Source organism: Micromonospora sp. NPDC051543 (assembly GCF_044454415.1).
GTDB lineage: Bacteria > Actinomycetota > Actinomycetes > Mycobacteriales > Micromonosporaceae > Micromonospora.
Map to the genome: position 1 here is coordinate 186,054 of NZ_JBITDT010000004.1, position 24,439 is coordinate 210,492.

General features: G+C 71.9%; 25 protein-coding genes and 1 riboswitch. Of the genes, 10 read left to right on the forward strand and 15 right to left on the reverse strand.

Annotated elements, in window-relative coordinates:
- Position 1 precedes the first annotated feature (1 nt).
- Positions 2–1,237 carry an FUSC family protein gene (locus tag ACIA3K_RS08750; RefSeq protein ID WP_355050891.1) on the reverse strand — a complete coding sequence of 412 codons (1,236 nt, stop codon included), beginning with the start codon at positions 1,235–1,237 and terminating at the stop codon, positions 2–4.
- 107 nt (positions 1,238–1,344) lie between these two features.
- On the opposite strand from ACIA3K_RS08750, the gene ACIA3K_RS08755 reads away from it, so the two are divergent.
- The gene (locus ACIA3K_RS08755; RefSeq protein ID WP_396799985.1) at positions 1,345–1,995 is read left to right on the forward strand and encodes a metal-dependent phosphohydrolase; all 651 of its coding nucleotides are present in this window, start codon (positions 1,345–1,347) and stop codon (positions 1,993–1,995) included.
- Here the strand turns inward: ACIA3K_RS08755 and ACIA3K_RS08760 are convergent.
- Positions 1,973–2,248 (reverse strand): DUF4031 domain-containing protein, encoded by a 276-nt coding sequence (locus tag ACIA3K_RS08760; protein WP_396799986.1) that lies wholly within the window; start codon positions 2,246–2,248, stop codon positions 1,973–1,975. The genes ACIA3K_RS08755 and ACIA3K_RS08760 overlap by 23 nt on opposite strands.
- 56 nt (positions 2,249–2,304) lie before the next feature.
- On the opposite strand from ACIA3K_RS08760, the gene ACIA3K_RS08765 reads away from it, so the two are divergent.
- Positions 2,305–3,705 (forward strand): FAD-binding oxidoreductase, encoded by a 1,401-nt coding sequence (locus tag ACIA3K_RS08765; protein WP_396799987.1) that lies wholly within the window; start codon positions 2,305–2,307, stop codon positions 3,703–3,705.
- A gap of 12 nt (positions 3,706–3,717) precedes the next feature.
- Here ACIA3K_RS08765 and ACIA3K_RS08770 read toward each other — a convergent pair whose 3' ends face one another.
- Complete coding sequence (locus ACIA3K_RS08770; RefSeq protein ID WP_396799988.1) at positions 3,718–4,254, reverse strand: hypothetical protein; 537 nt, start codon at positions 4,252–4,254, stop codon at positions 3,718–3,720.
- Between the two features lie 89 nt (positions 4,255–4,343).
- Entirely contained in the window at positions 4,344–6,173 is a 1,830-nt protein-coding gene (locus ACIA3K_RS08775) for a glycerol-3-phosphate dehydrogenase/oxidase (RefSeq protein WP_396799989.1), read from the reverse strand.
- A gap of 152 nt (positions 6,174–6,325) precedes the next feature.
- On the opposite strand from ACIA3K_RS08775, the gene ACIA3K_RS08780 reads away from it, so the two are divergent.
- The 3 genes from ACIA3K_RS08780 (at position 6,326) to ACIA3K_RS08790 (ending at position 10,217) form a co-directional block, all read left to right on the forward strand.
- On the forward strand, positions 6,326–8,920 hold the full coding sequence (locus ACIA3K_RS08780; protein ID WP_396799990.1) for a S8 family serine peptidase: 2,595 nt from the start codon (positions 6,326–6,328) through the stop codon (positions 8,918–8,920).
- A 39-nt stretch (positions 8,921–8,959) separates the two neighbouring features.
- Positions 8,960–9,895, forward strand: a complete 936-nt coding sequence (locus ACIA3K_RS08785; RefSeq protein ID WP_396799991.1) for a GNAT family N-acetyltransferase — start codon at positions 8,960–8,962, stop codon at positions 9,893–9,895.
- Between the two features lie 76 nt (positions 9,896–9,971).
- On the forward strand, positions 9,972–10,217 hold the full coding sequence (locus ACIA3K_RS08790; RefSeq protein ID WP_357392347.1) for a hypothetical protein: 246 nt from the start codon (positions 9,972–9,974) through the stop codon (positions 10,215–10,217).
- A 58-nt stretch (positions 10,218–10,275) separates the two neighbouring features.
- Here the strand turns inward: ACIA3K_RS08790 and groL are convergent, their stop codons facing one another.
- The 3 genes from groL to ACIA3K_RS08805 all read right to left on the reverse strand — a co-directional run bounded on the left by groL (position 10,276) and on the right by ACIA3K_RS08805 (position 13,698).
- Positions 10,276–11,898 (reverse strand): chaperonin GroEL, encoded by a 1,623-nt coding sequence (gene groL, locus ACIA3K_RS08795; protein WP_357392346.1) that lies wholly within the window; start codon positions 11,896–11,898, stop codon positions 10,276–10,278.
- Positions 11,899–12,170: 272 nt separating this feature from the next.
- Positions 12,171–13,379, reverse strand: a complete 1,209-nt coding sequence (locus tag ACIA3K_RS08800; protein WP_396799992.1) for a hypothetical protein — start codon at positions 13,377–13,379, stop codon at positions 12,171–12,173.
- A gap of 115 nt (positions 13,380–13,494) precedes the next feature.
- The gene (locus ACIA3K_RS08805; protein WP_124815530.1) at positions 13,495–13,698 is read right to left on the reverse strand and encodes a cold-shock protein; all 204 of its coding nucleotides are present in this window, start codon (positions 13,696–13,698) and stop codon (positions 13,495–13,497) included.
- Between the two features lie 284 nt (positions 13,699–13,982).
- Here ACIA3K_RS08805 and ACIA3K_RS08810 point away from each other — a divergent pair, with 284 nt between their 5' ends.
- On the forward strand, positions 13,983–14,513 hold the full coding sequence (locus tag ACIA3K_RS08810) for a GNAT family N-acetyltransferase (RefSeq protein ID WP_396799993.1): 531 nt from the start codon (positions 13,983–13,985) through the stop codon (positions 14,511–14,513).
- 85 nt (positions 14,514–14,598) lie between these two features.
- On the opposite strand, the gene paaN is transcribed toward ACIA3K_RS08810, so the two are convergent.
- The 4 genes from paaN to ACIA3K_RS08830 form a co-directional block, all read right to left on the reverse strand.
- Positions 14,599–16,272: a phenylacetic acid degradation protein PaaN gene (gene paaN / locus ACIA3K_RS08815; protein ID WP_396799995.1), complete on the reverse strand. Its 1,674-nt coding sequence runs from the start codon at positions 16,270–16,272 to the stop codon at positions 14,599–14,601.
- Between the two features lie 50 nt (positions 16,273–16,322).
- A complete protein-coding gene (locus tag ACIA3K_RS08820) occupies positions 16,323–17,342 on the reverse strand; it encodes a GNAT family N-acetyltransferase (RefSeq protein ID WP_396799996.1) in 1,020 nt (339 codons plus the stop codon).
- Between the two features lie 236 nt (positions 17,343–17,578).
- Entirely contained in the window at positions 17,579–18,865 is a 1,287-nt protein-coding gene (gene thrC, locus ACIA3K_RS08825) for a threonine synthase (protein ID WP_396799997.1), read from the reverse strand.
- 10 nt (positions 18,866–18,875) lie between these two features.
- Positions 18,876–19,011: riboswitch (SAM riboswitch) on the reverse strand.
- A 67-nt stretch (positions 19,012–19,078) separates the two neighbouring features.
- A complete protein-coding gene (locus tag ACIA3K_RS08830; protein WP_396799999.1) occupies positions 19,079–20,047 on the reverse strand; it encodes a DMT family transporter in 969 nt (322 codons plus the stop codon).
- Between the two features lie 91 nt (positions 20,048–20,138).
- Between ACIA3K_RS08830 and ACIA3K_RS08835 the strand changes: the two genes are divergently transcribed.
- Entirely contained in the window at positions 20,139–20,444 is a 306-nt protein-coding gene (locus ACIA3K_RS08835) for an ArsR/SmtB family transcription factor (protein ID WP_396800000.1), read from the forward strand.
- Between the two features lie 65 nt (positions 20,445–20,509).
- Here ACIA3K_RS08835 and ACIA3K_RS08840 read toward each other — a convergent pair whose 3' ends face one another.
- Positions 20,510–20,953, reverse strand: a complete 444-nt coding sequence (locus ACIA3K_RS08840) for a DoxX family protein (RefSeq protein WP_396800002.1) — start codon at positions 20,951–20,953, stop codon at positions 20,510–20,512.
- A 385-nt stretch (positions 20,954–21,338) separates the two neighbouring features.
- Between ACIA3K_RS08840 and ACIA3K_RS08845 the strand changes: the two genes are divergently transcribed.
- A complete protein-coding gene (locus ACIA3K_RS08845) occupies positions 21,339–21,602 on the forward strand; it encodes a hypothetical protein (RefSeq protein WP_355050909.1) in 264 nt (87 codons plus the stop codon).
- A gap of 65 nt (positions 21,603–21,667) precedes the next feature.
- Here the strand turns inward: ACIA3K_RS08845 and ACIA3K_RS08850 are convergent, their stop codons facing one another.
- The 3 genes from ACIA3K_RS08850 to ACIA3K_RS08860 all read right to left on the reverse strand — a co-directional run bounded on the left by ACIA3K_RS08850 (position 21,668) and on the right by ACIA3K_RS08860 (position 23,283).
- The gene (locus ACIA3K_RS08850) at positions 21,668–22,090 is read right to left on the reverse strand and encodes a hypothetical protein (RefSeq protein WP_396800005.1); all 423 of its coding nucleotides are present in this window, start codon (positions 22,088–22,090) and stop codon (positions 21,668–21,670) included.
- The gene (locus ACIA3K_RS08855; RefSeq protein ID WP_396800006.1) at positions 22,041–22,700 is read right to left on the reverse strand and encodes a hypothetical protein; all 660 of its coding nucleotides are present in this window, start codon (positions 22,698–22,700) and stop codon (positions 22,041–22,043) included. The genes ACIA3K_RS08850 and ACIA3K_RS08855 overlap by 50 nt, the downstream gene beginning before the upstream one ends.
- Before the next feature lie 352 nt (positions 22,701–23,052).
- On the reverse strand, positions 23,053–23,283 hold the full coding sequence (locus ACIA3K_RS08860; protein ID WP_357128894.1) for a winged helix-turn-helix domain-containing protein: 231 nt from the start codon (positions 23,281–23,283) through the stop codon (positions 23,053–23,055).
- 226 nt (positions 23,284–23,509) lie between these two features.
- Here ACIA3K_RS08860 and ACIA3K_RS08865 point away from each other — a divergent pair, with 226 nt between their 5' ends.
- Positions 23,510–24,013, forward strand: coding sequence for a hypothetical protein (locus tag ACIA3K_RS08865; RefSeq protein WP_396800008.1), 504 nt, complete (start codon positions 23,510–23,512; stop codon positions 24,011–24,013).
- 42 nt (positions 24,014–24,055) lie between these two features.
- Positions 24,056–24,385, forward strand: a complete 330-nt coding sequence (locus tag ACIA3K_RS08870) for a hypothetical protein (RefSeq protein ID WP_396800009.1) — start codon at positions 24,056–24,058, stop codon at positions 24,383–24,385.
- Positions 24,386–24,439: the final 54 nt, after the last annotated feature.

Below are 24,439 nucleotides of genomic sequence, written 5' to 3' on the forward strand. Positions count from 1 at the left end.
CTCAGCCGACCGGCGGGGCGGTGGGTGGCTTCGGCGCGTCGCCCGGCTCGGCGGGTTCACCCACCGGCCGCTCCTGGTCCCCGAAGGAGGTGCGGATGCAGCGGTTCGCCTCCTCCTGCTCGATGCCGGAGGCCACCAGCAGGTCGCTGGCCGTGGTACGGATCTGGGCGATCACGACGCTGCCGGAGAAGCCGACCCCGTCCCCGTACGCCCGGCCGGCCTCGCTGACGGCCCGCAGCGACCGCTCCCGCGCCTTCTGCGGCTCCTCCCCCGCCGCGAACTCGTGTTTGAGCAGCCGGACCGACTCGGCGAGGTGGCCGATCGCGTCCGGCATGGGGTCGGGCACCGGCTCGTCGTCCTCGATCAGGGTGACGGACCGGCGGATCAGGGTGCCGGAGTTGCGCATCGCCCGGTCGATCGGGTCGGCGGCCTCCGCGTAGTGGACGAGTTCGTCGCGGCGGTGCCAGCGGGCCGGCGACAGGGTGGCGGTCTCCTTGGCGCCCTCGATCGCCTCGCTCAGGGTGGCCAACTCGTCCTTGTTGTTGCGCAGCCGTTCCAGCGCCCGCTGGATGGTGGCGCGGTCCCGGGAGCGCAGGCCGTCGGCGGTGGCGTCGAGCTGCGCCGCGAGCAGGTCCAGCGCCGGCCGGGCGGCCCGGTTGATCACCCGGAGCGGATTCAGCGGCAGCAGCACCGCCGTCACCAGCAACGCGACGCCGCCGCCGAGGAACGCGTCGACGAAGCGGGGGATCTCCAGGTTCTGGGTGGACGGGCTCAGCGTCACGATCAGCACCGCCGTGGCCGCCGCCTGGATGACGATGGCCACGCTCGCCCCGGCGAAGATGGTGAGCAGGATCGCCACGGTGACCACCAGGCCGAGCTGCCACGCGCCGGTGCCGAGGAAGTAGATCAGCAGGTCACCGACAAACACCCCGACGCCCACCCCGACGATCAGCTCCACGGTCCGGCGGAACCGCTGACCCACCGACGCGGCCAGCGTGCCGACCGCGGAGATCGGCGCGAAGACCGGTTGCGGGTTGCCGAGCACCTTGTGCGAGACGAGGTACGCCAGGCCGGCCGCCAACCCGGCCTGGACGGCGAGCCCACCGGCCATCCGTACCCGGTGGAGCCGGTCGTGCAGGGTGGCCCGGCTGCGGTGCTTGAGCTGCTCGGTGGCCTCGGCGATGCGCGCTCCGTCGACGTCCACCAGTCCGTCGCGCAGCGGCGCACGCCGCACCATCGGAGGTCTCTTGTCCCGGGCCACCGCCATGGGCGCGACTACCCGTGGCAGACCCGCTGAATCCTCCCGCCGACGTGCGGTGCGGGCGGATGCGGCAGACTCGGACGGTGGCCGATCTGCTGGAACGGTGGCGGGCGGCGGTCCGCGCCGCCGGTGCGAAGCCGGACGAGCACGCGACTCTGGCCGGTGAGCGGCTGCTCGCCCGGTGGCGGGAGCCGCACCGGCACTACCACACCGTCACGCACCTGGCCGCCGTACTCGATGTGGTGGACCGCCATGCCGGCCTGGCCGAGCGGCCCGACCTGGTCCGGTTGGCCGCCTGGTGCCACGACGCGGTCTACGACCCCCGCGCCGCCGCCGACGCCAACGAACGGGACAGCGCGGCGCTGGCCGAAAGCCTGCTCACCGGGCTCGGGGTGCCCGAGCCCGTGGTGGCCGAGGTCCGCCGGCTGGTCCTGCTCACCGCCGGGCACCGGGTGACGGCGGACGACCACGACGGCGCGTTGCTCTGCGACGCCGACCTCGCCGTGCTGGCCGGCCCGCCGGCCGCCTACGACCGCTACGCGGCGGCCATTCGACGGGAGTACGCGCACGTGCCCGACCCGGCCTTCCGCAGCGGTCGGGCCAGCGTCCTCACCGGGCTGCTGGAACTGCCCGCGCTGTTCCGGCTGCCGCCGCTGGCGCGACGGTGGGAGGCTTCGGCCCGCGACAATCTTCGTCGTGAGCTGGCAACTCTCACCGGGTCGGCGAACCGCTGAGGTGTTTCGGGCGGCGCAGCCCGGCGTCGCGGAGCAGCCGGACCAGTTCCCGGCTCGGTACCACCCGGGCGCCGAGCCACACCGCCGCCGCGAACCGATCGGCCGGGATGTCGTAGTGGTCCCGGTCGAACCCGCGCCGGGGTGCGCCCAACGCCTCCGCGAAGGCGTGCAACTCGGCGTAGGAGACATCGCTGATCAGGTGCGACCAGAGCCGACCGCGCCACGGCCAGGCAGGCCGGTCCAGGTAGAGCATGTCGCCAAAGTTAACCCGCGTTGATGACCGCTGACACACGGCCTAGCCTCGGCGGCATGGCCCCCACCGGACTCCTCGACGACCTGCGCGCCGCGCTTGGCGAGAACGCCGTCCTCACCGACCCGGACCTGCTGCGCGTGCACCAGCGCGACGAGGCCGACCTCTGCGCCGCCGGCGTACCCCTCGTGGTGACCCGCCCCCGGACCACCGAGCAGGTGGTCGCGGTGGTCCGGGCGGCGGCCCGCCACGGCGTACCGGTCGTGCCGCAGGGCGCGCGAACCGGGCTGGCCGGCGCGGCGAACGCGGTGGACGGCTCGGTGGTGCTCAGCACCGTCGCGATGGACGAGATCCGGGAGATCGACCCGGTGAGCCGCATCGCGGTCGTCCAGCCGGGCGTCGTCAATGCCGCGCTCGCGGCGGCCGTCGCGAAGCAGGGTCTCTGGTACCCGCCGGACCCCGGCTCCTGGGAGTCGTCCACGATCGGCGGCAACGTGGCCACCAACGCGGGCGGCATGTGCTGCGTGAAGTACGGCGTGACCACCGAGTACGTGCTGGGCCTGGAGGTGGTGCTCGCCTCCGGTGAGGTGCTGCGCACCGGCCGGCGTACCGCCAAGGGGGTGGCGGGCTACGACCTGACGCGGCTCTTCGTCGGCTCGGAGGGCACCCTCGGCGTGATCACCGAGGTGACCGTGGCGCTACGGCCCGCCCCGGCCGACTCGTTGACCCTGGTGGCGGTCTTCGGATCCACGGCGGCGGCGGGCACGGCGGTGGCCCAGATCGCCGCGCGGGGCCTCACGCCCAGCCTGTTGGAGTTGCTGGACCAGACCCACCTGCGGGCGATCGAGGCGTACCGGCCGATGGGTCTGCGGACCGACGCGCAGGCCCTGCTGCTGGCCGCCGCCGACACCGGTGACCGGGCCGCCGACGACCTGGCCGCCGTCGCGCAGGTGTGCGAGGCCGCCGGCGCCGAGGAGGTCTACGCGGCCACCGACGCGCTGGAGGCGGCGGCGTTGTTGCAGGCCCGCCGGCTGGCCCATCCGGCGATGGAGAAGTTCGCCGCCGACACCCACCCCGGGGGCAGCGGCGGCCTGGTGATCGACGACGTGGCGGTGCCGCGCGGTGCGCTCGCCGCGCTGCTCGACGGGGTGGCCCGGATCGCGGCGGAGTGCGAGGTGCCGATCGGCGTGGTGGGGCACGCCGGGGACGGCAACATGCATCCGAACATCGTCGTCGACCGGGCCGACCCGGAGAGCGTGGAGCGGGGTCGGCGGGCGTTCGACGAGATCATGCGCCTCGGCCTGGACCTGGGCGGCACCTGCACCGGTGAGCACGGCGTGGGCCTGCTCAAGCGGGAGTGGTTGGCGCGGGAGATCGGCCCGGTCGGCGTCCGGGTGCACCAGGCGATCAAGTCGGCGCTGGACCCGGCCGGTCTGCTCAACCCCGGCAAGGTGCTCTGACGGGGCGGGCGCTCAGCCCTTGACCTCGGCGGGCGTGGCCTGGGTGAGCAGCAACAGGATCTCGCCGGCCACCGGCGGGCGTTCCTCACCCGGGCAGTCCTGCGAGGAGATCAGCCCGGAGGAGGTGAGCAGGCTCGACGTGAGCGCGTCGATGCAGGTGGTCCGGTACCGCCGGGCCTGGTCGGTCTCCTCGGCGAGCCGGGGGTCGGCGAGCAGCACCTGAAGCCGCTCGGTCTGCTCCGGCGCCAGCCGGCCCCGGGAGGTGACCCCGTCACCGGCGCAGTCGAGGCACTGCCACGAGCCGTCCCGCTCGACGCTCAGGGTGCGCAGCGGAGCGTCCGCTCCGAGGCGTTGGAGCAGACTGACCTGCCCCTGGGCGACCGTCGTGGGGACCTCGGGGGTCGATTGGCCGGCCGCCGAGCCGGCCGGCGGAGGGGCGGCCGGCGTCTCGGCGTCGTCGCGACCGAGCAGCGAGCACCCGGCCAGCGCGCCGACGAGTACCACGGCGAGAACGGGGACGAGTAGACGGGGGCGCGCGCGGTACAGCACGCGCGGAAACCTACCCCACCGTAGGTAGCGTTCGAAACCACCATCCGGGCTGCTATAGCTAGTTACCCATCGGTAGCGTTACATACCGGTCATCTCGCCGTGGGTCGCAGCTCCGCCTGATCGTCGCCACCCCGGTCCGCGGCGTACCCACGGGCGTCCGGCACGCCGAGTCGGGCGGCGTCCGCCCCGGCGTCGTCCGGCATGAGCTGGGACTCGCGCTCCGCCTCGACCCGCGCGCGGTAGTGCTCCACCTCGGCGGCCCGGGTGGCCGCGTCCCACCCCAGCACCGAGCCCATCAACTCGGCCGCGTGCTCCGCCGACTCCAGGCCACGGTGACTGGTCTCGAACGAGATCCGGGTACGTCGGGTCAGCACGTCCTCCAGGTGCAGCGCCCCCTCGGCCCGCGCCGCGTAGGCGACCTCGGCCGCCAGGTACTCCGGAGCGCCGGCCAGCGGCGACGCGAGCAGCGGCTCGGCGTCGACAAGCGCCAGCAGGTCCAGGGTGAGGTTGCCGTACCGCTCCAGCAGGTGCTCCACCACACCCACCGGAACGCCGTGCCGCCGGGCCAGGTCGGCCCGGTCCCGCCACAGCGCCGCGTACCCGTCCGCGCCCAGCAGCGGCAGGTCGGCCGTCCGCGACGCCCGGCCACCCCCCAACCGGCGTACGGCCCGGTCGACCACGTCGGACGCCATCACCCGGTACGTCGTGTACTTGCCACCGGCCACCAGCAGGAGCCCGAGCATCGGCTCGAACACCGCGTGTTCCCGGGACAGCTTCGAGGTGGAGTCGGCCTCCCCGGCCAGCAGCGGGCGCAGCCCGGCGTAGACGCCCTCGATGTCGGCGGTGGTCAGCGGCCGCTCCAAGACGGTGTTGACCTGCTGCAACAGGTAGTCGATGTCGCGTGCCGAAGCCGCCGGGTGGGACCGGTCCAGCCGCCAGTCGGTGTCCGTCGTGCCGATGATCCAGTGCCCGCCCCACGGGATGACGAAGAGCACCGACGTCGCCGTACGCAGGATGAGCCCCGTCTCCCCGGTGATCGCCGAGCGGGGCACCACCAGGTGCACGCCCTTTGAGGCACGCACCCGGATGCCGGGCCGCAGGCCCACGTCGTTGAGCATCCGGGACATGTCGTCGCTCCACACGCCGGTGGCCGCGATGACGGTGCGGGCCTGGACCTCGAACTCCGCGTCCGGCGAGCCGGGCGGGGCCTCCAGGTCGCGGACCCGGACACCGGTGACCTCCCGCGCCTGGCGGATCAACCCGACGGCACGGGCGCTGCTCACCACCGTGGCGCCGAGGCTGGCGGCGGTACGGGCCAGGGTGACGACCAACCGGGCGTCGTCGACCTGCCCGTCGTAGTAGCGGATCGCGCCGGCCAGGGCGTCGGCACGCAGGCTCGGGAAGATCCGCCGAGCGCCCTCCCGGGTGAGGTGCCGGTGCAGTGGCATGCCCCGGCCGCCGCCGAAGAGACCGGCGAAGGCGTCGTACGCGGCCACGCCCGCGCCGTAGTACGAACGGCGGAAGACGCGCGCCGGCAGGTCGCGCAGACCCCGGCCGGCGGGCAGCGGCACGAGGAACGGCACCGGACGGACCAGGTGCGGCGCGAGCCGGGTCGCCAGCAGACCGCGCTCGGTCAGCGCCTCGTGGACCAGGTGGAACTCCAACTGCTCCAGGTAACGCAGCCCGCCGTGGATCAGCTTGCTGGATCGGCTCGACGTGCCCGACGCGAGGTCGCGCGCCTCGACCAGGGCCACCTTCAGGCCCCGGGACGCCGCGTCCAGGGCGGCGCCGGCACCGGTCACCCCACCCCCGATGACCAGGACGTCGAAGCGTTCGGCGCGGAGCCGGCGCAGGTCTGCCGCACGGCGGATCGGCGAGAGCTGGCCGGCGACGGAGCGGGAGACATTGGGATCACGCACTCATCCACCGTAACCGCCGTGCCAGCCGGTCGGCATGTGCCGCCCGCCCCACACCGCCCCCGTTCCACGTCGGCCGGAACGGATCTCGGACAGTTTCCGTTGGCCGGATCGAAATCTGTCCAAGACTTTCAGCTCGGTCGTAGGGTGCTCGGATGCATGGTCATCCTGGCGTCGGCCACCGCAGCTCCCCGTGGCCGGTGGTCGCGGCCGTGTTCGTCGGCTGCTGGACCGTCGCGGTCACGTCGGCCACCCAGACCGGTGGCTGGCTCACCGATCAGGTGCTGCTCGGCTTCGGACGGGACCGGGTGGTCTGGCTCTGGCCGGTGCTCGGCCTGACCGCCGTCGTGCTGGCCGGCACGCCCGCCCTGCTGCTGGCCGTCCTGCCCCGCTCGGCCGCGGTCCGGGCCAGCGGACGGGTGTGGCTGCTGGGTGCGCTGACCCTCGGTGTGCTCACGTCGCTGCGCATCGTGCCGCCCGTGCACCACGAGGCGTACCTCGCCGTGCTGGCCGCGACGGCGCTGCTCGGCGCGCTCGTCGTCCGGTGGTCGGGACGTCGGCGGACGTACCCCGGGCCGGCTGGCCTGGTCGACGGCCCGGCACCCGACGACGAGGGCGACGCCACGCGGACCGACGCCACCCCGACCGACGCCGCGCGGACCGAATCCGACCCGGGGCGGGCTGACGCCGCGCGGACCGACGCCACCGGTGACGCGGAGCTGGCGGGGCGCGGCGCGCGCCGGCCGGGCGCGGTGCCGCTGCTGGCGGTCGCCGCCGGCTTGGCGCTGTTGCTGCCGTGGGCCTGGCTGGGCGCGCTCGGCGGCCTGCTGGAGACCGTCCTCGCGGTCCTGGCAGCCGCCTCGCTGGGCGTGCTGGCGGCCGCGCTGCTGGACGCCAGCTTCTGGTCCCGGTTCGCGGTCGGCCGGCCACCCCGACCGGCCCGCCTGGTGCTGGTCGGTGGCCTCGTCGCCGGGGTGGCGCTGCTGCTGCTCGCGGCCGGGACCGGCCAGTCCGGCGCGCAGTTGCCCGCCCTGCTGACGCTGCCGCCAACCGGCTTCGTGCTCGCCGCGCTCTGGGCCGCGACCTGGCGACCGGCCACCGGGAGACCGGTCGCGGCCTCGCGTCCCGGCGTCGACACGACCGGTCCGGTCCGCGCCGGCCGGGCCGCGACCGGCTGGCTGGTGGGCCTGGCCGCGCTCGGGCCGCTGGCGTTCACCGACCCGGAAGAGATCAGCCTGCTGCTGGTCGGCACTCGCGACGTGCCGTTCTGGGTTGCGGCCGCCGCCGGCGTCGGCCTCGCCGTCGCGGTCGTCCTCGCCATCGGGTACGCGATGCTGCTGGCCCGCCCAGCGGCACGTACCCCGAGTCGCCGGATCGCCGCGCTGGCGGCGGCGGTCCTGCTGGTGACGGTGGGCGTGGTCGACGTCGGGCCGGGTCAGCCCGGCCTGTACGGCGAGCGGCTGCTGGTCGTGCTGCGCGAGCAGGCCGACCTGAGCGGCATTGCGGCCGGCGCCCCGGGGCAGGCCGGGCGGGACGCGCGCGCGGCGGAGGTCTACCGGCGGCTGGTGGCGACCGCCGACCGTACGCAGGCCGACCTGCGCCGCACGGCGGGGCGGCTACGGCTCGACCCGGTGCCGTACTACCTGGTCAACGCGGTCGAGGTGGACGGCGGCCCGGCCGTGCGCGCCTGGCTCGCCCGCCGGCCCGAGGTGGCCCGGGTGCTGGTCAGCCAGCGCCTGCGGCCGCTGCCCGCCCCGGCGGGGCAGACCCGGGGCACCGCCCCGGCACCGACCGGCCCGGAGTGGAACATCCGTCAACTCGGCGCGGACCGGGTCTGGTCCCAACTCGGGGTGACCGGCACGGGGATCGTGGTCGGCAGTTCCGACTCCGGCGTGGACGGCGGCCACCCGGCGCTGCGGGCCGGGTTCCGGGGCGGTGACGACTCCTGGTACGACCCGTGGGACGGCACCCGGGCACCGAACGACCAGGGCGGGCACGGCACCCACACGGTGGGCAGCGCGGTCGGGCGCAACGGCATCGGCGTGGCCCCGGACGCGCAGTGGGTGGGCTGCGTCGACCTGGACCGCAACCTGGGCAGCCCGGGGCACTACCTGGACTGCCTCCAGTTCATGCTGGCGCCGTTCCCCGCGGGGGGTGACCCGTTCACCGACGGCCGGCCGGAGCGTGCCCCGCAGGTGCTGACCAACTCGTGGGGCTGCCCCTCGATCGAGGGCTGCGACCGGGACGCGTTGCTGCCGGCCACCACGGCGCTGGACGCGGCCGGGATCTTCGTGGTCGTCGCCGCCGGGAACACCGGCCCGTGGTGCGCGTCGATCGACGACGCACCCGCGCCGTACGCGAACGTGCTGACCGTGGGTGCGGTGGACGCGCAGCGACGCGTTGCGCAGTTCTCCTCGCGCGGGCCGGTGCCGGGCGGCGCGGGCAAGCCGGACGTGCTGGCCCCCGGGGTGCAGGTCGTCTCGGCCATGCCCGGCGGCGGGTACGCGGCGCTGGACGGCACGTCGATGGCGACCCCGCAGGTGGCGGGAGTGGTCGCGCTCATGTGGTCGGCGAACCCGGCGCTGATCGGCGACCTGGCCCGGACCCGGCAGATCCTGCGGGACACCGCCACGCCGGCCGAGCCGACGTACCGCTCGCGCAATCCCGGTGACGCCTGCGGCACCCCGGCGAACGTCACCGGCGCCGGCCAGGTCGACGCGTACGCCGCCGTCCGCGCCGCCCGGGGGTGACCAGTGCGGAGGCTGGCGGGTGATCTAGGGTCGGCACCCATGGACGCCGAGATCACCGTCACCGGGCTGGCCCTCGATCTCGCGCCCACCGTGGCGCGGCTCTGCGCGCAGGCCCTCGACCTGCCCGAGGACGCCGCCGAGGCGGACGCGATCGTGGACGTCCTGTGGCCCCGGGCCGCCGTCGACCGGACGGTGATCGGGCTGGGGGCGTACCGGGCCGGTGACCTGGTCGGGGTGCTGCTCTGCTCGGTGTCGCCGACGGAGCCGGGCATCGGGCACGTGGACCTGGTCGCCGTACTGCCGGGGCAGCGTCGCCGGGGCGTGGGCCGCACGCTGCTCGCCCGGGCCGAGCGGGCGCTCGCCGAGCACGGCGTGACCGAGGTGCTGCTGGCCGGAAACCCGCCGTACTACGCCTGGCCGGGCATCGACGTGCGGTACACCCCGGCGGTGTGCGCGGCCCTCGCACTCGGCTACCAGCAGGACCGGACCGCCTGGAACATGACGGCGGACCTGTCGTACGACGAGTCCCCGGCGCTACGGTCGACGGAGGCCGCCGAGCGTCGGCTGGCCGGGCAGGGCATCACGGTACGGCGGGCCGAGCCCGCGGACCTGCCGGCGCTGACCGCGTTCGCCCGGTCCACCTTCGGCGGCGCCTGGGACGGTGAGCTGGCCGGATCGGTGGGCCGCGAGAGGGCCGGCTGCCACCTGGCGGAGCGGGCCGGCGAGGTTCTGGGCTTCGCCGCCTACGGATCGTCCCGGCCGAGCTGGTTCGGGCCGATGGGCACGGCCCCGGCCGCCGAGGGCTCGGGCATCGGCGGGGTGTTGCTGCGACGCTGCCTGCGGGACCAGCGTGCGGCGGGACTGGACCGGGCGGAGATCGGCTGGGTGGGGCCGGTGCCGTTCTACTCGGGTAGCGCGGGTGCGCGGATCGAGCGGGTGTTCTTCCTGTACCGGCGACGCCTTGGGGCGGAATAGCGGTCAAATGGGACATTGATTCATTCGTCCGCGTCGGGCATCGACGCCCCCTACCGTTTCGGTAGAGGAGGCAGCCATGACCACGGAGGACGACCAGACCGAGGACGGCCCGCCGATCACCTGGAAACCGGCCGACGAACTGCCCGGCCAACTGCCGTTCGACCGGTTGGACTACGGCGACGCCGAACAGCTGGCCGAGATGAGCACCGACGGTCGACCGGCGACCGAGGAACCGCAGGAGATGGTGGACGCGCCGATCCGGTCGCTGCCGCCGTACGACCGGGCGCAGAAGCGCCGCAACCAGCGTCCACTGCCCACCTGACGACGAACGGGGCGGACCGCGTCAGCGGCCCGCCCCGTTCGGTGTGTCGGAACTGGACTCAGAAGTCCATGTCCCCGCCACCCGGGCCAGCCGGGGCAGCCGGGGTCTTCTCCGGCTTGTCCGCGACGACGGCCTCGGTGGTGAGGAACAGCGCGGCGATCGACGACGCGTTCTGCAGCGCCGAACGGGTCACCTTGGCCGGGTCGATGATGCCCGCGGCCAGCAGGTCGACGTACTCGCCGTTGGCGGCGTTGAGGCCGTGACCCGCTTCGAGGTTACGGACCTTCTCCACCACGACGCCGCCCTCGAGGCCGGCGTTGACGGCGATCTGCCGCAGCGGGGCGTCCAGCGCGACCTTGACGATGTTGGCACCGGTCGCCTCGTCGCCGACCAGGTCCAGCTTGTCGAAGGCGGTCTTGCCGGCCTGCACCAGCGCGACGCCACCACCGGGGACGATGCCCTCCTCGACGGCCGCCTTCGCGTTGCGAACGGCGTCCTCGATGCGGTGCTTGCGCTCCTTCAGCTCGACCTCGGTGGCCGCGCCGACCTTGATGACCGCAACGCCACCGGCCAGCTTGGCCAGCCGCTCCTGCAGCTTCTCGCGGTCGTAGTCGGAGTCGCTCTTGTCGATCTCGGCCCGGATCTGGTTGACCCGGCCCTGGATCTGCTCGGCGTCACCGGCACCGTCGACGATGGTGGTCTCGTCCTTGGTGACGACGACCTTGCGGGCGCGGCCCAGCATGTCGACGCTGACGGCGTCGAGCTTGAGGCCGACCTCCTCGCTGATGACCTGGCCACCGGTGAGGATGGCGATGTCGCCCAGCATGGCCTTGCGGCGGTCACCGAAGCCCGGCGCCTTGACGGCGACCGACTTGAAGGTGCCCCGGACCTTGTTGACGACGAGGGTGGCCAGGGCCTCGCCCTCGATGTCCTCGGCGATGATCAGCAGCGGCTTGCCGCCCTGCATGACCTTCTCCAGGATCGGGAGCAGGTCCTTCACCGACGAGATCTTGCTGTTGACGATCAGGATGTACGGGTCGTCGAAGACGGCCTCCATACGCTCCGGGTCGGTCATGAAGTAGGCCGAGATGTAGCCCTTGTCGAAGCGCATACCCTCGGTGAGCTCCAGCTCCAGCCCGAAGGTGTTGCTCTCCTCGACGGTGATGACGCCTTCCTTGCCGACCTTGTCCATCGCCTCGGCGATGATCTCGCCGACGGTGCTGTCGCCAGCGGAGATGGAGGCGGTGGAGGCGATCTGCTCCTTGGTCTCGACGTCCTTGGCGAGCTTGGACAGCTCCTCCGAGACGCTCGCGACAGCAGCCTCGATGCCCCGCTTCAGGGCCATCGGGTTGGCGCCGGCGGCCACGTTGCGCAGGCCCTCGCGAACCAGGGCCTGGGCCAGGACGGTCGCCGTCGTCGTGCCGTCACCGGCAACGTCGTCGGTCTTCTTGGCGACCTCCTTGACCAGCTCAGCGCCGATCTTCTCGTACGGGTCCTCGAGCTCGATCTCCTTGGCGATGCTCACACCATCGTTGGTGATGGTGGGGGCACCCCACTTCTTCTCGAGCACGACGTTGCGGCCCTTGGGGCCGAGGGTCACCTTTACGGCGTCGGCGAGCTGGTTCATGCCCCGCTCGAGGCCGCGGCGCGCCTCTTCGTCGAACGCGATCATCTTGGCCATACGGCGTTGTCCTCCTGGACACTCACGGGCCACCCGAGATGTGTGCCCCGGATGGGCCGCCTGGTGTACGCACCTTGGGACGTCGCCACCTGGCGACGACGACGTCCTTCGGCCGGGCCGGATAGCCCGCGACGACCGGCCATGTGCTGCCCCGGTGTCTCCACACCGGTGCAACCAGGCCCCACCGTCCCGACCATTGGCACTCACGGTATGCGAGTGCCAATGACTTGTTTAGCACTCTCACCTGCCGAGTGCAAGCACGATGAGCCCGGTCAGTCGAGTTCCGCAGCCAGTGTGGCCCCGTTCACGGGCCCCTCATGAGCGCGTTGCTCGGCGTACGTGATCAGCAGACCGATCAACTGGGCGAGGTGGGCCGGCAGGGCCAGCACGGCCGTGACGGCGATGACCGCCACCACCCCGACCGCGGGGCCCGGGGCAGCGAACGGATCCTCGCCGAACGCGACGGTGCCGGCCGACTCCAGGACGCCGGGCACCACGGTTCCGATGATCACCGCCGCGCCCACCAGGGCCACCCGGCCGAGCAGCATTCCGAGCCGGTCGTGGAACATCCGGAACGACCGGCCGATCGGGTTGTCCCGCTCGAACAGGTAGACCGGACCGGCCATGCTCAACGCGAACGCCAGGTAGATGCCCGGCAGCACGCAGAAGCAGACTCCGATGCCGATGAGCAGGCTGACCAGCAGCGTCCAGCCCCACACGCCGACGGCCCGGCGCAGCCCGTACCGCAGCGCCGCGTCGAGCCGGGCGGGCCGGCCGGCCGCCTGCTGGGTGATCACCCAACTGCCCGCGGCCCAGCCCAGCGCCTGCACCAGGCCGATCAGCAGACTGCCGCCGACCAGCACGACGACGAGGGTCAACAGGCTGGTGGCGAAGTTGTCCGGAAGCCCGGCCGACGGGTCCGTCTCGGCCTGCGCCTCCCAGGCGGGCGACGGGTCCAGACCGAACGAGATGACCGAGAGCACCGCCGCCGGCAGGACCTGGGTGAGCAGCATGATCGGCACCAACTGCCGCCAGCCCCGACGCAGCGCGCCCCAGAACCGGTCGAACCAGCCGCCGATACCGGCGCCGGGCGGAGTGACCAGGGCGTCGTTCGGGTCGAGGCCGTAACCCGGCGGGTACCAGCCGACCGGCGCCCCCGGATACCACGGTTGCCCGCCGTAGGGACCGGCCCCGGGCGGGTAGCCGCCGACGGGAGGAGCGGTCCAGCCCTGCGTCGGCGGGCCGGCCGGGACCCAGGCGCCGCGCGCGGGATCCCAGACCGGCGGCGGCTCAGCAGGCGGCATCCCAGCGGTGGGCGGCCCGACCGGCGGAATACCAGCGGTCGGCGGCCCGACCGGCGGCATCCCAGCGCCAGACACGGGCGGCGTACCCGGAACGGGTGACGCGCCGGAGCCTTCGACGGACGGGCCCGGCTCACCCGGCCCGGAGGGCGTGGCGGGTGGCGGCGACTGGTCGGTCATGAACCCTCCTCAGCATCGGCTGGAACGGTTCACGATCTTCCCGGGCCGGCGTCCGCGCCGCAGCCCCGACTCGCCAGCCGATCGAGCGGACAACCGGCGAGCAGATCGGGATCGGTCAGCCGATGACGCGGACGTGCTCCGCCTGCGGGCCCTTCTGGCCCTGGGCGATCTCGAACTCGACCCGCTGACCGTCGTCGAGCGCCTTGTAACCGTCCATCTCGATCGCGGAGAAGTGGACGAACACGTCCTGACCGCCGTCGACGGCGATGAAGCCGTAACCCTTCTCGGCGTTGAACCACTTCACGGAACCCTGTGCCACGGTGCACTTCCCTCACTCTGCGCGGCGTTGCCTGCCCGAACGTCCGGCACGGCCGGACACCCGCGAACCACCACCTCAGCGATCGACGACGACCGCTGAAAGAGGTGATCGAAATCGCACGCTACACGAGGAGTGACGGGAGCGCACGACCTCAAATCGGGCATAGTTCGTAGCGATCGGAGGGCCCGTCGGATTCATGACGATGGTTGTGTTTGGACCGGATGGAGGGGATCTGGCGGCACGGGTCGCCGGCGCGAGTCCGCCCCTGTGGTAGGCATGCGGGCATGAGCACCGACACGGGCGCCACGCCCCTGCGGCAGGCACGGATCCACCGGGTACGACCGCAGGACGCCGCCCGGATGCGGGCGCTGCGCCTGGAGATGCTCGCCGACGCGCCGTTGGCCTTCCTGGAGACCCTGGCCGATGCCGCGGCCCGACCGCACAACGAGTTCGCCGCCCGGGTGGCGTTCACGTCGACCGGTCCGCACACCGCGCAGTTCGTCGCGGATCCGGGCGGCCGGCTAGTCGGGCACGCCGGAGGAACGGCCGCCCCGAACGAGCCAGGCCTCACCGTGATCTACGCCGTGTACGTCACGCCGGCCTGGCGGGGCAGCGGGCTGCTCGGCGAACTGATCGACGGGGTGGCCGCCTGGTCGCGGGACTGCGGCCGGCCGGAGCTGATGTTGGAGGTGGTGGTCGGCAACGACCGCGCCTACCGGGCCTACCAGCGCCTCGGCTTCAAGGACACCGGCGTACGGGTCCCCCACCCCACCATCCCCGCCCTGAAAGAACTCCAGATGCGCCGCCCCGCATAAAACCCGCCTCCGACCCCGGTGATCAAGAGGTTTGCGTCAAGAACAGCGTGATTTCTGACGCGAACCTCTTGATCACCGCGAGAGGTCAGGCCGGGCGCCGAGACTGCACGATCCGGAACCGGTTGGCCACGTAGGCCCCGTCGGTCAGGGCCGAGTTCGCCGCCGCGTTGGCGCCGCTGCCGTGGAAGTCGGAGAAGGCCGCCGACTGGTTCACGAAGACGCCGCCGGTGAGGTTGCCGGACAGGTGCACGCCGACCTCGACCGCGACCGCCTCGGCGGCGTCCAGCACCGCCTCGTCGGTGGAGTAGACCCCGGCGGTCAGCGCGCCCTTCTCACCGATGGTCCGGCGCATCAGCTCCAGACTGTGCGCGGTGGAGTCGGTCGCGATGGCGAAGGAGATCGGCCCGAACCACTCCCGGCCGTACGTCTGCGCGTCGTCCGCGGTCAGCTTCACGATCGTCGGGGTACGCACCACCGCGTCGGCGTACGACGGGTGCGCCACCGTCCGCGACTCCAGCACCGGCTCGCCGACCTTGGTGACCTCGGCCAGCCGCTCCAGCACCCCGTCGTTGACGATGGCGCCGGTCAGCTCGACACCACGGGCCGGGTCGGCGGTCAGCTTGCCGATCGCCGCCGCGATCCCGCCGGCCACCTCGTCGAAGCTCTTGTGCCCCTGGTCGGTCTCGATGCCGCCGGCCGGGATGAGGATGTTCTGCGAGGTGGTGCACATCTGCCCGCTGTAGAGGGTCAGCGTGAACCCGAGGTTGCGGCACATGCCGGCGAAGTCGTCGGTGGAGTCGATGACGACCGTGTTCAGGCCGGCCTTCTCGGTGTAGACCGACGCCTGCCGGGCGTGTGTCTCCAGCCAGTCGCCGTACTCGGTGGAACCGGTGAAGTCGACGATCTTGACGGCCCGGTGCAGGGCCAGGTCGCTGGCGAGCTTCTCACCGGGGGCCTCGGCCGCCAGCAGGACCAGGTTCGGGTCGAAGCCGGCCTCGGCGAGCACCTCCCGGGCGTACTTCACGGTGATCGCCAGCGGCAGCACCGCGCGCGGGTGCGGCTTCACGATCACCGGGTTGCCGGTGACCAGCGACGCGAACAGTCCGGGGTACGAGTTCCAGGTCGGGAAGGTGTTGCACCCGATCACCAGCGCCACGCCACGCGGGACCACGTGGAACGTCTTGATCATCCGCAGCGGGTCGCCCTTGCCGGCGGCCTTCTCCCAGCCGGCCGTGCCCGGGTGCCGGGTCATCTCGGCGTACGCGTACGCCAGCGCCTCCAGCGCCCGGTCCAGCGCGTGCGCGCCACCGGCCTGAAAGGCCATCACGAACGCCTGCCCGCTGGTGAACTGCACCGCGTTGGCCAGCTCGAAGATGTGCTTGTGCAGCCGGTCGAGGATCTCCAGGCAGACGCCGATGCGGGCCTGCGGGCCGGCGTCGCGCCAGGCCGGCAGCGCGGCGGACGCGGCGGCGACCAGCTCGTCGGTGCCGGCGTGCGGGTACCGCACCGCCAGGTCGACGCCGAACGGGCTCGTCTCGGTGGCGATCCGCTCGCCGGCGCCGGGCTGGTCGAGGGGAAAGTCAGCACCGAGGTACGCCTCGAAGGAGGCCTTGCCGTCGGCGGCGGCGGTCTCGCCGTACACGCGGGGGCTGGGGGACTCGGGATAGGCGGACCAGTAGCCCCGCTCCGTGATCGCGGTCAGCGCACGGTTGAGGGTGTCGGCGTGCCTGTCGTACAGGGGATGCGGGGTCTCCGTCATGCGGCCATCATGCATGACGGAGCTCCGCGAACAGTAGCGGCGGATACCCGTCAGAGGGTGAGCTGCCAGTTGTCCCAGGCATCCACCGGGCGGAATCCGAGCTGCTCGTTGATCGCCACCATGTAGCTGTTGCTCGCCGCGTTCCAGGTGTCGATGACGCGTACGGCGGGCTCGTGGGTCAGCAGGTGGTGCAGGTTCTCGGCCTTGGCGATGAGGCCCAGCCGGTGACCACGGTGGGCCGGGTCGACGAGGGTGATCTGCTGGTACGCGTGCCAGTCGGCGGAGGCGCCCACGTCGAGCAGGGTCCAGGCGACCAGCCGGCCGGACGCCTCGTGTCGCATGGCGAGGTGGTAGCGCCGCCGGCCCCGGGCGTCCAGGGCGCGTTCGTTGCCCCGGATGCGCTCGGCGTCGACCTGCTCCGGCTCCCACTGCACGTCGCCCATGGGCGCGTCCATCAGCAGCCGGCCGTCCAGGTAGGCGATGTCCGCCACGTACTCCGGCGGGGTGTTGCCCTGCCAGGTGACGGACCGGTAGCCCTCGGCGCGGGGCTTGGCCTCGGCCAGCGCCGCCCGCAGGGCGACCCGGTCGATGTCGGCGATGTCCAGCCGGCGGCGCACTTCGACCAGCGCGGAGTGCGCCCCCATCGCGGTGGCGAACGCCGCGCCCGCCACCGGTCGGGCCGGACCGCCGGGCAGCGCGGCGACAGCCATGGCGACGACCCGCTTGCGGCCGTGCTGGCGCAGCAGGCGTACCCCGTACTCGTGCAGGGCCCGACCGACGCCCCGGCGACGCAGGTCCGGACGGACCGTCAGCTCGGTGGTGGCGTTGTCGGGGTTGTCGAGCTGCGGCAGGTCGAGCTGAAGGTAACCGGCGGGCACCCCGTCCAGCCGGGCCAGCGCCCAGAGGGAACGGGTGCCGGGCATCGGGGTGTGGAATTGGGCGTCGAAGCGTTGCCGGCAGGACGGCGGGAAGTCGGGCAGATCGGCCTCGGTGGCCGCCGCTCCGATCCGGTACGCCTCGTCGACCGCGGTCCGGTCGGTGCCGTCGAACGGCGCGATCGTGATGCTCATGTGGGCGAGCCTGGCAGGAGCAAAAGCGACAGGGCCAGCGAATTTTCGCTGGCCCTGTCGAACGTGGTCGGGAGGGGCACTCGCACAACGCCTCCGGCGTTGGGTCGCAAGAACTTCAAAAGTCTTCGGCGAAATGCCCTCCCGCACGGAGCATCTTGCGCCGTCCGGTTCCTGCCGTCAAGTCCTGAGCGGCGGGTTTTCCACACTCACAGCGAAAATCCAGTCACCCGGTGGATTCAGCCGAGCAGACCGGCGTCGCGGGCGGCACGCAGGGACGGCTTGATCTGGTGGGTCGGGCCGACCTGGGCGGCCACCGCGTCGATCGTCTTCAGACCTTCGCCGGTGTTGAAGACGACCGTCTCCGCCGTGGGGTCGAGCCGGCCGGACTCGACCAGCTTGCGGAGCACCGCCGCGGTGACGCCGCCCGCCGTCTCGGCGAACACCCCGGTGGTACGGGCCAGGTCGCGGATGCCGGCGCGGATCTCGTCGTCGTCGGCGTACTCCATCCACCCGCCGGTGCGGCGCACCGCCTCCAGGGCGTAGAGGCCGGCGGCCGGGTCGCCGATGTTGAGCGACTTGGCGATGCCGGTGGGCTTGACCGGGATGATCGTGTCGGTGTCGGCGTGCAGGGCCGTCGCGATCGGGTTGCAGCCGGCCGACTGCGCCCCGAAGACCTTCCAGCCGCCCGCCGGGGCCTCGACCAGGCCGATCTCGACCAGCTCGGAGAAGGCCTTGTCGATCTTGGTGAGCAGTTCGCCGCTGGCCATCGGGATGACCACCTGGGCGGGGATGCGCCAGCCGAGCTGCTCGGCCACCTCGTACCCGAGGGTCTTGGAGCCTTCCGCGTAGTACGGCCGGACGTTCACGTTGACGAACGCCGTGTCCTCGAACTCGTCGGTCTCCACCAGCTCGCCGCAGAGCCGGTTGACGTCGTCGTACGAGCCGTCGATGGCGACCAGTTCGCCGCCGTACACGGCGGTGGTGATGACCTTGCCCTGCTCCAGGTCGCTGGGGATGAAGACGATCGAGGGCACACCGGCGCGGGCGGCGTGCGCGGCCACCGAGTTGGCGAGGTTGCCGGTGGAGGCGCAGGCGAACCGGCTGAACCCGAGCGCCTTCGCGGCGGTCAGCGCCACCGAGACCACTCGGTCCTTGAACGAGTGGGTCGGGTTGGCGCTGTCGTCCTTGACCCAGAGCGGAGCGGTGATGCCCAGCTCGGCGGCGAGCTGCGGCGCCGCCACCAGCGGGGTCAGACCCGGGTCGAGGGTGACCCGGCTGGCCGGGTCCTGCCCGGCGGGCAGCAGCGCGGCGTACCGCCAGATGTTGTTCGGGCCGGCCTCGATCTGCTCGCGGGTGACCGTGGCGAGGGCCGCGGTGTCGTAGTCGACTTCCAGCGGGCCGAAACACTCGTAACAGGCGTGCTGGGCGGCGAGCGGGTAGCGGGCCGAACAGGCGCGGCAGACGAGGGCGCGGGCGGGGCTGGCGGAGGTGTCGATCCCGGAGGCGGCGAGCGTCGACGTCATGTCGAGAGTCCTCTCATCTTTCCCCGCATCGCACGGTGCGGCGGGGACGGAATTGGCACCTGCCCCGCGGGTCGCTCAGCGGTGAGCGCGCGGGGTGGTTGCCGGGGCGTCGTCGGGCCGTATCCCTCAGCCCCTCTGGATGAGGTATGCAGTTGTGCCGTCGAGTCTAGGCAACGTTGCCCGGCGCCTCCACCGGGCATCCCAGCCAGTGGGTCAGCGGGCGGCCACCGCCACCTGGTCGACCACTGCCACGGGATCGGTGACAGCCGTCGCCCGGGGCGGCGACGAGGGCCGGGGCCGGGTGCGCGCCGCGAGGTTCGCGGCGACCAGGGCGGCGATGGTGATCGCCGCGCCGGCCAGTTCGACCCCCTCCGGTCGGTAGCCACGGGCGATCTGCACGACGAACGTGGTCACCGGGACGAGGTTCATGAACAGGGCGGCGTTGGCCGCGCCCAGCCGCTGCACACCGGTGTTCCAGGCCAGCACCGCGACGACGGCGGCGACGAGCACGGCGTACGCCAGTTGTGGGGTGACCGCCACCAGGTCGGCGGCGGCCGGCGCGTGCTGCCACCCGACGGCGTCGGCGCCGATGCTGGCGACCAGCATGGCGGCCGTGCCGGCGAGCGCGGTCAGCGTGGTGAAGCGCAGCGGTGACCAGGCGCCGAACCGGGTCGCGCCGTGGGTGTAGATGGCCCAGCCGAGCACCGCGCCGATCATCATGAGGCCGCCGAGACCGAACTGGCCGAGCCCGGCCAGGCTCCCGCGCGTGATCACCAGGCCGACGCCGAGGAGCGCCACCAGGGAGAGGACCAGCAGGAGAGGCTTCGGCCGTACGCCGTCCCGGGCCCACCGGACCAGTTGGGTGATGATCGGGGTGGTCGCGACGAACAGGGAGATCTGCTGCGGGGCGGCGTGTTCGAGCGCCAGGTTGGTGAGCAGGTTGAAGCCGGCGAAGCCGACGACACCCAGCACCACCACCTCGACTCCCCGACCGCCGAGGCGCAGCGCGGCAGACCCCTCGCGGAGCAGCAGGATGCCGACCAGGATGACGGCGGCGAACAGATAGCGGGCGGTGGTCAGGTTGAGCGGGTCGACCCTCGCCAGCGCGGTGGCCAGGATCGGGAACATCGCACCCCAGGCGAGCGCGGCGAGCAACGGGTAGGCGGCGGCGCGGGATCGCATCGTCAGCTCCAATGTTCGAGTATCTTCGAACCAACGACACCGACCTTAGGGTGTTGTTCGATCGTTGTCGAACAAGGGTTAGACTGGTCACATGGAGCCGCACGAACCCGACCTGACCGCCGTACCGGTCACCGCCGTACTGGCCGCGCTCGCCGATGACGTGCGGTTACAGATCATCCGGGCGCTTGCCGAGGGCGGCGAGGCGGCCTGCGGCAGCTTCGACTTCGGCGTCTCGAAGGCGACCCGCAGCCACCACCTCAAGGTGCTGCGCGAGGCCGGGCTGACCCGCACCCGGGCCGCCGGCACGAGCCGCCTGGTCCGACTGCGCCGCGATGAGGTGGACAAGCTCTACCCCGGCCTCCTGGACGCGGTCCTCACCCCCCGCCCTGCGGCCTGAACCGTCCACGCACGCGTCGCCGGAGCCGACACGCCGAGGCTCCGGCGACGCGCGTTACGGGTCGGTCAGGCGTTCACCGGGCTGGGCTCGGCCATCGACGGCACCTCGGCACGCCGCTTGAAGAGCAACGAGTCGAGCGCCCACGGGCCCGAGCCGAGCGTCGCGACCAGCAGGAACGACCAGCAGAAGAGGGCTGCCAGCTCACCGCCGTTGCGTAGCGGCAGCAGGTCGTCCGGCTGGTGCACGACGAAGTAGGCGTACGCCATCGAGCCGGACGCGAGAAGCGCGGCGGGTCGGGCGAAGAGTCCGACCAGCACCAGCGCGCCGCAGATGAGCTGGATCAGGGCGGCCCACCAGCCCGGCCAGGTGCCGAGCGGTATGGCCTTGCCGGTCGTCGAGTTGCCGCCGAACAACCCGAAGACCGACGCGAGGCCGTGCAGCGTGAACAGCAGGCCGATCACGATGCGGAAGAGGGACAGGGTCGGCCCGCCGAGCCGAGAGACGTTCATGGAGACCTCCATCGAAGGGAACAGATCTCTTCCATGGTGGGGCCTCAATCCATCGATGTTAATAAATTCCTTGCTAGTGGGAAAATCCCCGGCGGGAGAACCTGAAGCGTACGGGGCCGAAGCCGCGATTTGCCCTGTTTTGACCGCCCGCGCAGTCGTCGTCACCGACTTTGGGAGCGCTCCCGAGCCCTCAACGTACCGCCTGGCGGGGTACCCGTACACCCTGTCGAGCTGCCCCGGAAGTGGGGCAAGCGCTGCCACCGAGGGGGCGCGGGGCCGCCGCCTCGACCTGGCAGCCGGGACTCCGGCAGCGCGCAGATGTCGGATAGTGTCCGCTCCGACACGCGGCGCAACATCGCTTCGCATCGAAGGTCGGGAGGCGCGCATGGCGAGCATCGAGGAAGTCAAGGCGGCGCTTGCACAGGCTGCGGAGCAAGGAAACGCCACCCAGCAGCAGATTCGCGCCGCCGTCGAGGCAACCGAGCAGACCGTGGCGAGACTTCGGGCTGTAGCCGCCGGCACCGGACATCCAGCGCTGGCCGAAGCGATCGCCCGCGCCGAGCAGGGCAAGCAACGCCTCGTGGAGGCGATGACGCTGCTCCAGGGCAGTTCGCAGGCCGCCCGAAACTACATGAGCGTCCTCGGGTAGATGAGGGTTACAGCATCTCGAGCCGGTTGTCTGCGCCGATCACACGCGGAGCGCGGGCTCAGGCGCTAGTCCCGCGATGCGAGGTGGGCTGCCTCTAAGAGCAGGGTGTCTAGCGCGGAGTCGACGAGACCTTCTTCAGTAAAGATCTTCTGGACCGTCGCCGCCTGGATCCGCCCGATCATTTCGGGGCTGACCGTGTAGTCAAGCGAGGGGTCGATGGTTGCCAGGATCAATGATTCAGCGTCGTCGGCCCGGATCTCAGGGCCGCCCTCGTACTGGGCTCGCAACTCTGCGACAAACTTGATCACTCCGACCCGGTCTGCGGTCTCGCCAAATCGTCGGTCGACCGCCACAAAGAACAGAGCGGCAAGGAACCGTGGGAAGCCGTCCCAGCCCTCGGCATCGAGCCGGGCACCGACGGACTCGTTGGCAGCGTAGTCACTCCGGATCATCGTCCGGACGTACTCGATCAGGTCGGACTTGATCATCGCTGTCCCGTCTCCTCGCTCGTCGAGTGTGGCCATAGTTCCACATCGCTTTGGCAATGACCGCCACCGCACCGGCCGCCATCACCAGCGCCGTCACGGGGTTGTCGATCTGGGGAGAAGCTTGAGCCGGTCCCGGCGAGGCAGTGCCAGTACTCGATCCGCCGCCATTGTCCTGCCTCAGGAACTTGTAGAACTCCTTCGCGCCACTCTCGCTCTTCTTCAAGGCGTCTTCGGCGTCGTCCGCCTTCTGGACCTGCCGTCGCCACAGGATGTCGGCTTTGCTGCCGCGGGCTTCGGCCTCGGTGACCAGACGCTCGCCGGAGGGCGTGGAGGCGTCGACTGACGGGTCGACTGGTGCGGCGCCGGGAGCGATGACGTTTACGTAGGCGCTGATGTGCCGGGCAGCGTCGGCCAGCAGCCGCGCGTAGCGACCTGCTTTGTCCCTGGCGACTTCGGCATCTGCGGCAGCGGCTGCCAGCCGTTGATTGGTGCCACCCTGGAGAGCCTCGGCCAGGTGCGCGAGCGCCTGTTCGGCGTCCGCCCGCGCGCGCGACGCTCTCACCACTGCGCTGTCGAGGCTTGCTCGTATCGCCACGAGCTGCGCGACCACCTCGCCTACGCTGGTCATCCCAGCCGCGAGCGGTAGTCGCCTACCTTCTCGGCAACGGCATCGAAGCGGCGGCGAGTCGGTTCTACCTCAGCTTGGGCGGAAAGGAGTGCACCGTGAGTCCGCGTCACCTCGGCATGCCGACTGCCTCGGAGGACTCGGGCCGCTTCGCTGGCCGCTGATTCGGCCTCAGCAATCGCCTGATCGAGGGTTCGGCGCCCTTGGCGGGCGGACTCGATGGCGGCACCGAGGGTCGCCTTCAGCTCGGCGATGCTCATCGGGCAAGCCGCCCTCGGTTGAAATACACCTGGTGACGGTATCGAGTATCGACGTGTATCGCAGTCCCGAGCTGAGGTTATTCAGCCACGAAGACGCCCAGTCCTTGATGGCCGTACAACTCACCAGTCTCAATCAAGATCGTGATGGCTTGCCGCACCGTCGACTGGCTACCGACGTTGTACAGGTCCGCCAACTCTTTGGTGGACGGCAGCTTGTGCCCAGGCGGCCACTCGCCGTCGGCGATACGCCTTCTGATGTCAGCGATGATCCGCCGGTAGTGCGGCTCGAACTTCCGTGGTGTGGGCATGCAAGGTACTCCCAGCTAGGCATGCCCATCTGATCACGACGACGCGAGTCACCTCAAGCGCATCGTTGACTTTACCGGCATTACCGGTAAAGCTGGGAAGAGGAACTTCCAGCTAGGCACTGGGCGGTTCCCCCTGCCGGGGCAGCGCGCAGGACGGCTCGGATGTTCCCCATCTGAGCTGGTTGTCGCGCTGCTCCGGCACCCATCGATCCGAGAGGAGGCCCCCGTGACCGTGACCGAAGCGAGCGCCGCCTGGGAGGTCGAGCAGGTGGCCGGCGAGCTGCGCGAGATGTACCTCGCGGTGGCCGCCGCGACCGTCCTGCTGGAGCGGACAAGCGCCGGCTGTGCCCATCCGGCGATCCGGCACGCGCGGCGTCGCGGGGACGACGCGCTCGACCTGGCCGGCGACGCGGAACGGCAGCTCAGCGACGGTGTGAGCCGGCTACGCACCACGACCGGCCAGCCCAGCATCGGCGACCTGGTCGAGGTGCTGGACACCGCCCGCGACCAGTTCAGTGCCGCCGCCGCGCGGGTCGGTCAGCTTCCGGCGCGGATCACCACGGCTCGCCAGCAGCTCGCCGACGCCAACCAGCCCGACCTGGCCGCCGAGGCAGCGAGTGGGCAGTGGTCCCGGGCCGCCGAACAGCTCGACCGGATGGCCGAGAGCCTGACGGCGGCCGTGGAGGCGCTGACGTCGTACACCGAAGGGTTGTCCGGAGCGACCAACTAACGCCGGGCCCAGGACGGCGCCGCCCGAGCCAGGGAGAGAACCATGACGGAGTACGAGGTACCGCCACGCTGGATCGTTCACCTACCCACCACGCTGACCAGCGTCGACGGCGCGCGGGCGCTGGCCGAGGCGCTGCGTGACTCGCTCGGGCACGTCACCGCGATCGACTTCGGCGAGACGACGCTGAGCGAGGATGATCGCCAGGTCGTGCGCACCCGGGTCTGGTGCGACCACCGACTGCCCGGCGGTGCCCGCTGCGCCCTGCCCACCGACCACCTCGGTGAGTCGTGCGAGGCTCGGCCCGGCAGGTTCCGACGGCGGACGGCGACCAGCAGCGACGCCCCGGATCTGGGGCAGCTCGACATTGCCTGAGCAGGGGATGGCAGGTCGCACCAGAGCGAGCGACGACAGCCGGGCAGCGGCTGG

What these genes read in the sequence shown, in the direction of transcription:
- ACIA3K_RS08760 (WP_396799986.1), bottom strand. Translation starts at nt 2,248, where the DNA reads ATGCTCTACCTGGACCGGCCTGCCTGGCCGTGGCGCGGTCGGCTCTGG.
- ACIA3K_RS08830 (WP_396799999.1), bottom strand. Translation starts at nt 20,047, where the DNA reads ATGCGATCCCGCGCCGCCGCCTACCCGTTGCTCGCCGCGCTCGCCTGG.
- ACIA3K_RS08870 (WP_396800009.1), top strand. Translation starts at nt 24,056, where the DNA reads ATGACGGAGTACGAGGTACCGCCACGCTGGATCGTTCACCTACCCACC.
- ACIA3K_RS08845 (WP_355050909.1), top strand. Translation starts at nt 21,339, where the DNA reads ATGGCGAGCATCGAGGAAGTCAAGGCGGCGCTTGCACAGGCTGCGGAG.
- ACIA3K_RS08750 (WP_355050891.1), bottom strand. Translation starts at nt 1,237, where the DNA reads ATGGTGCGGCGTGCGCCGCTGCGCGACGGACTGGTGGACGTCGACGGA.
- ACIA3K_RS08780 (WP_396799990.1), top strand. Translation starts at nt 6,326, where the DNA reads ATGCATGGTCATCCTGGCGTCGGCCACCGCAGCTCCCCGTGGCCGGTG.
- ACIA3K_RS08860 (WP_357128894.1), bottom strand. Translation starts at nt 23,283, where the DNA reads ATGCCCACACCACGGAAGTTCGAGCCGCACTACCGGCGGATCATCGCT.
- ACIA3K_RS08785 (WP_396799991.1), top strand. Translation starts at nt 8,960, where the DNA reads ATGGACGCCGAGATCACCGTCACCGGGCTGGCCCTCGATCTCGCGCCC.
- ACIA3K_RS08835 (WP_396800000.1), top strand. Translation starts at nt 20,139, where the DNA reads ATGGAGCCGCACGAACCCGACCTGACCGCCGTACCGGTCACCGCCGTA.
- ACIA3K_RS08800 (WP_396799992.1), bottom strand. Translation starts at nt 13,379, where the DNA reads ATGACCGACCAGTCGCCGCCACCCGCCACGCCCTCCGGGCCGGGTGAG.
- ACIA3K_RS08765 (WP_396799987.1), top strand. Translation starts at nt 2,305, where the DNA reads ATGGCCCCCACCGGACTCCTCGACGACCTGCGCGCCGCGCTTGGCGAG.
- ACIA3K_RS08790 (WP_357392347.1), top strand. Translation starts at nt 9,972, where the DNA reads ATGACCACGGAGGACGACCAGACCGAGGACGGCCCGCCGATCACCTGG.
- paaN (WP_396799995.1), bottom strand. Translation starts at nt 16,272, where the DNA reads ATGACGGAGACCCCGCATCCCCTGTACGACAGGCACGCCGACACCCTC.
- thrC (WP_396799997.1), bottom strand. Translation starts at nt 18,865, where the DNA reads ATGACGTCGACGCTCGCCGCCTCCGGGATCGACACCTCCGCCAGCCCC.
- ACIA3K_RS08810 (WP_396799993.1), top strand. Translation starts at nt 13,983, where the DNA reads ATGAGCACCGACACGGGCGCCACGCCCCTGCGGCAGGCACGGATCCAC.
- ACIA3K_RS08820 (WP_396799996.1), bottom strand. Translation starts at nt 17,342, where the DNA reads ATGAGCATCACGATCGCGCCGTTCGACGGCACCGACCGGACCGCGGTC.
- ACIA3K_RS08850 (WP_396800005.1), bottom strand. Translation starts at nt 22,090, where the DNA reads ATGATCAAGTCCGACCTGATCGAGTACGTCCGGACGATGATCCGGAGT.
- ACIA3K_RS08840 (WP_396800002.1), bottom strand. Translation starts at nt 20,953, where the DNA reads ATGAACGTCTCTCGGCTCGGCGGGCCGACCCTGTCCCTCTTCCGCATC.
- groL (WP_357392346.1), bottom strand. Translation starts at nt 11,898, where the DNA reads ATGGCCAAGATGATCGCGTTCGACGAAGAGGCGCGCCGCGGCCTCGAG.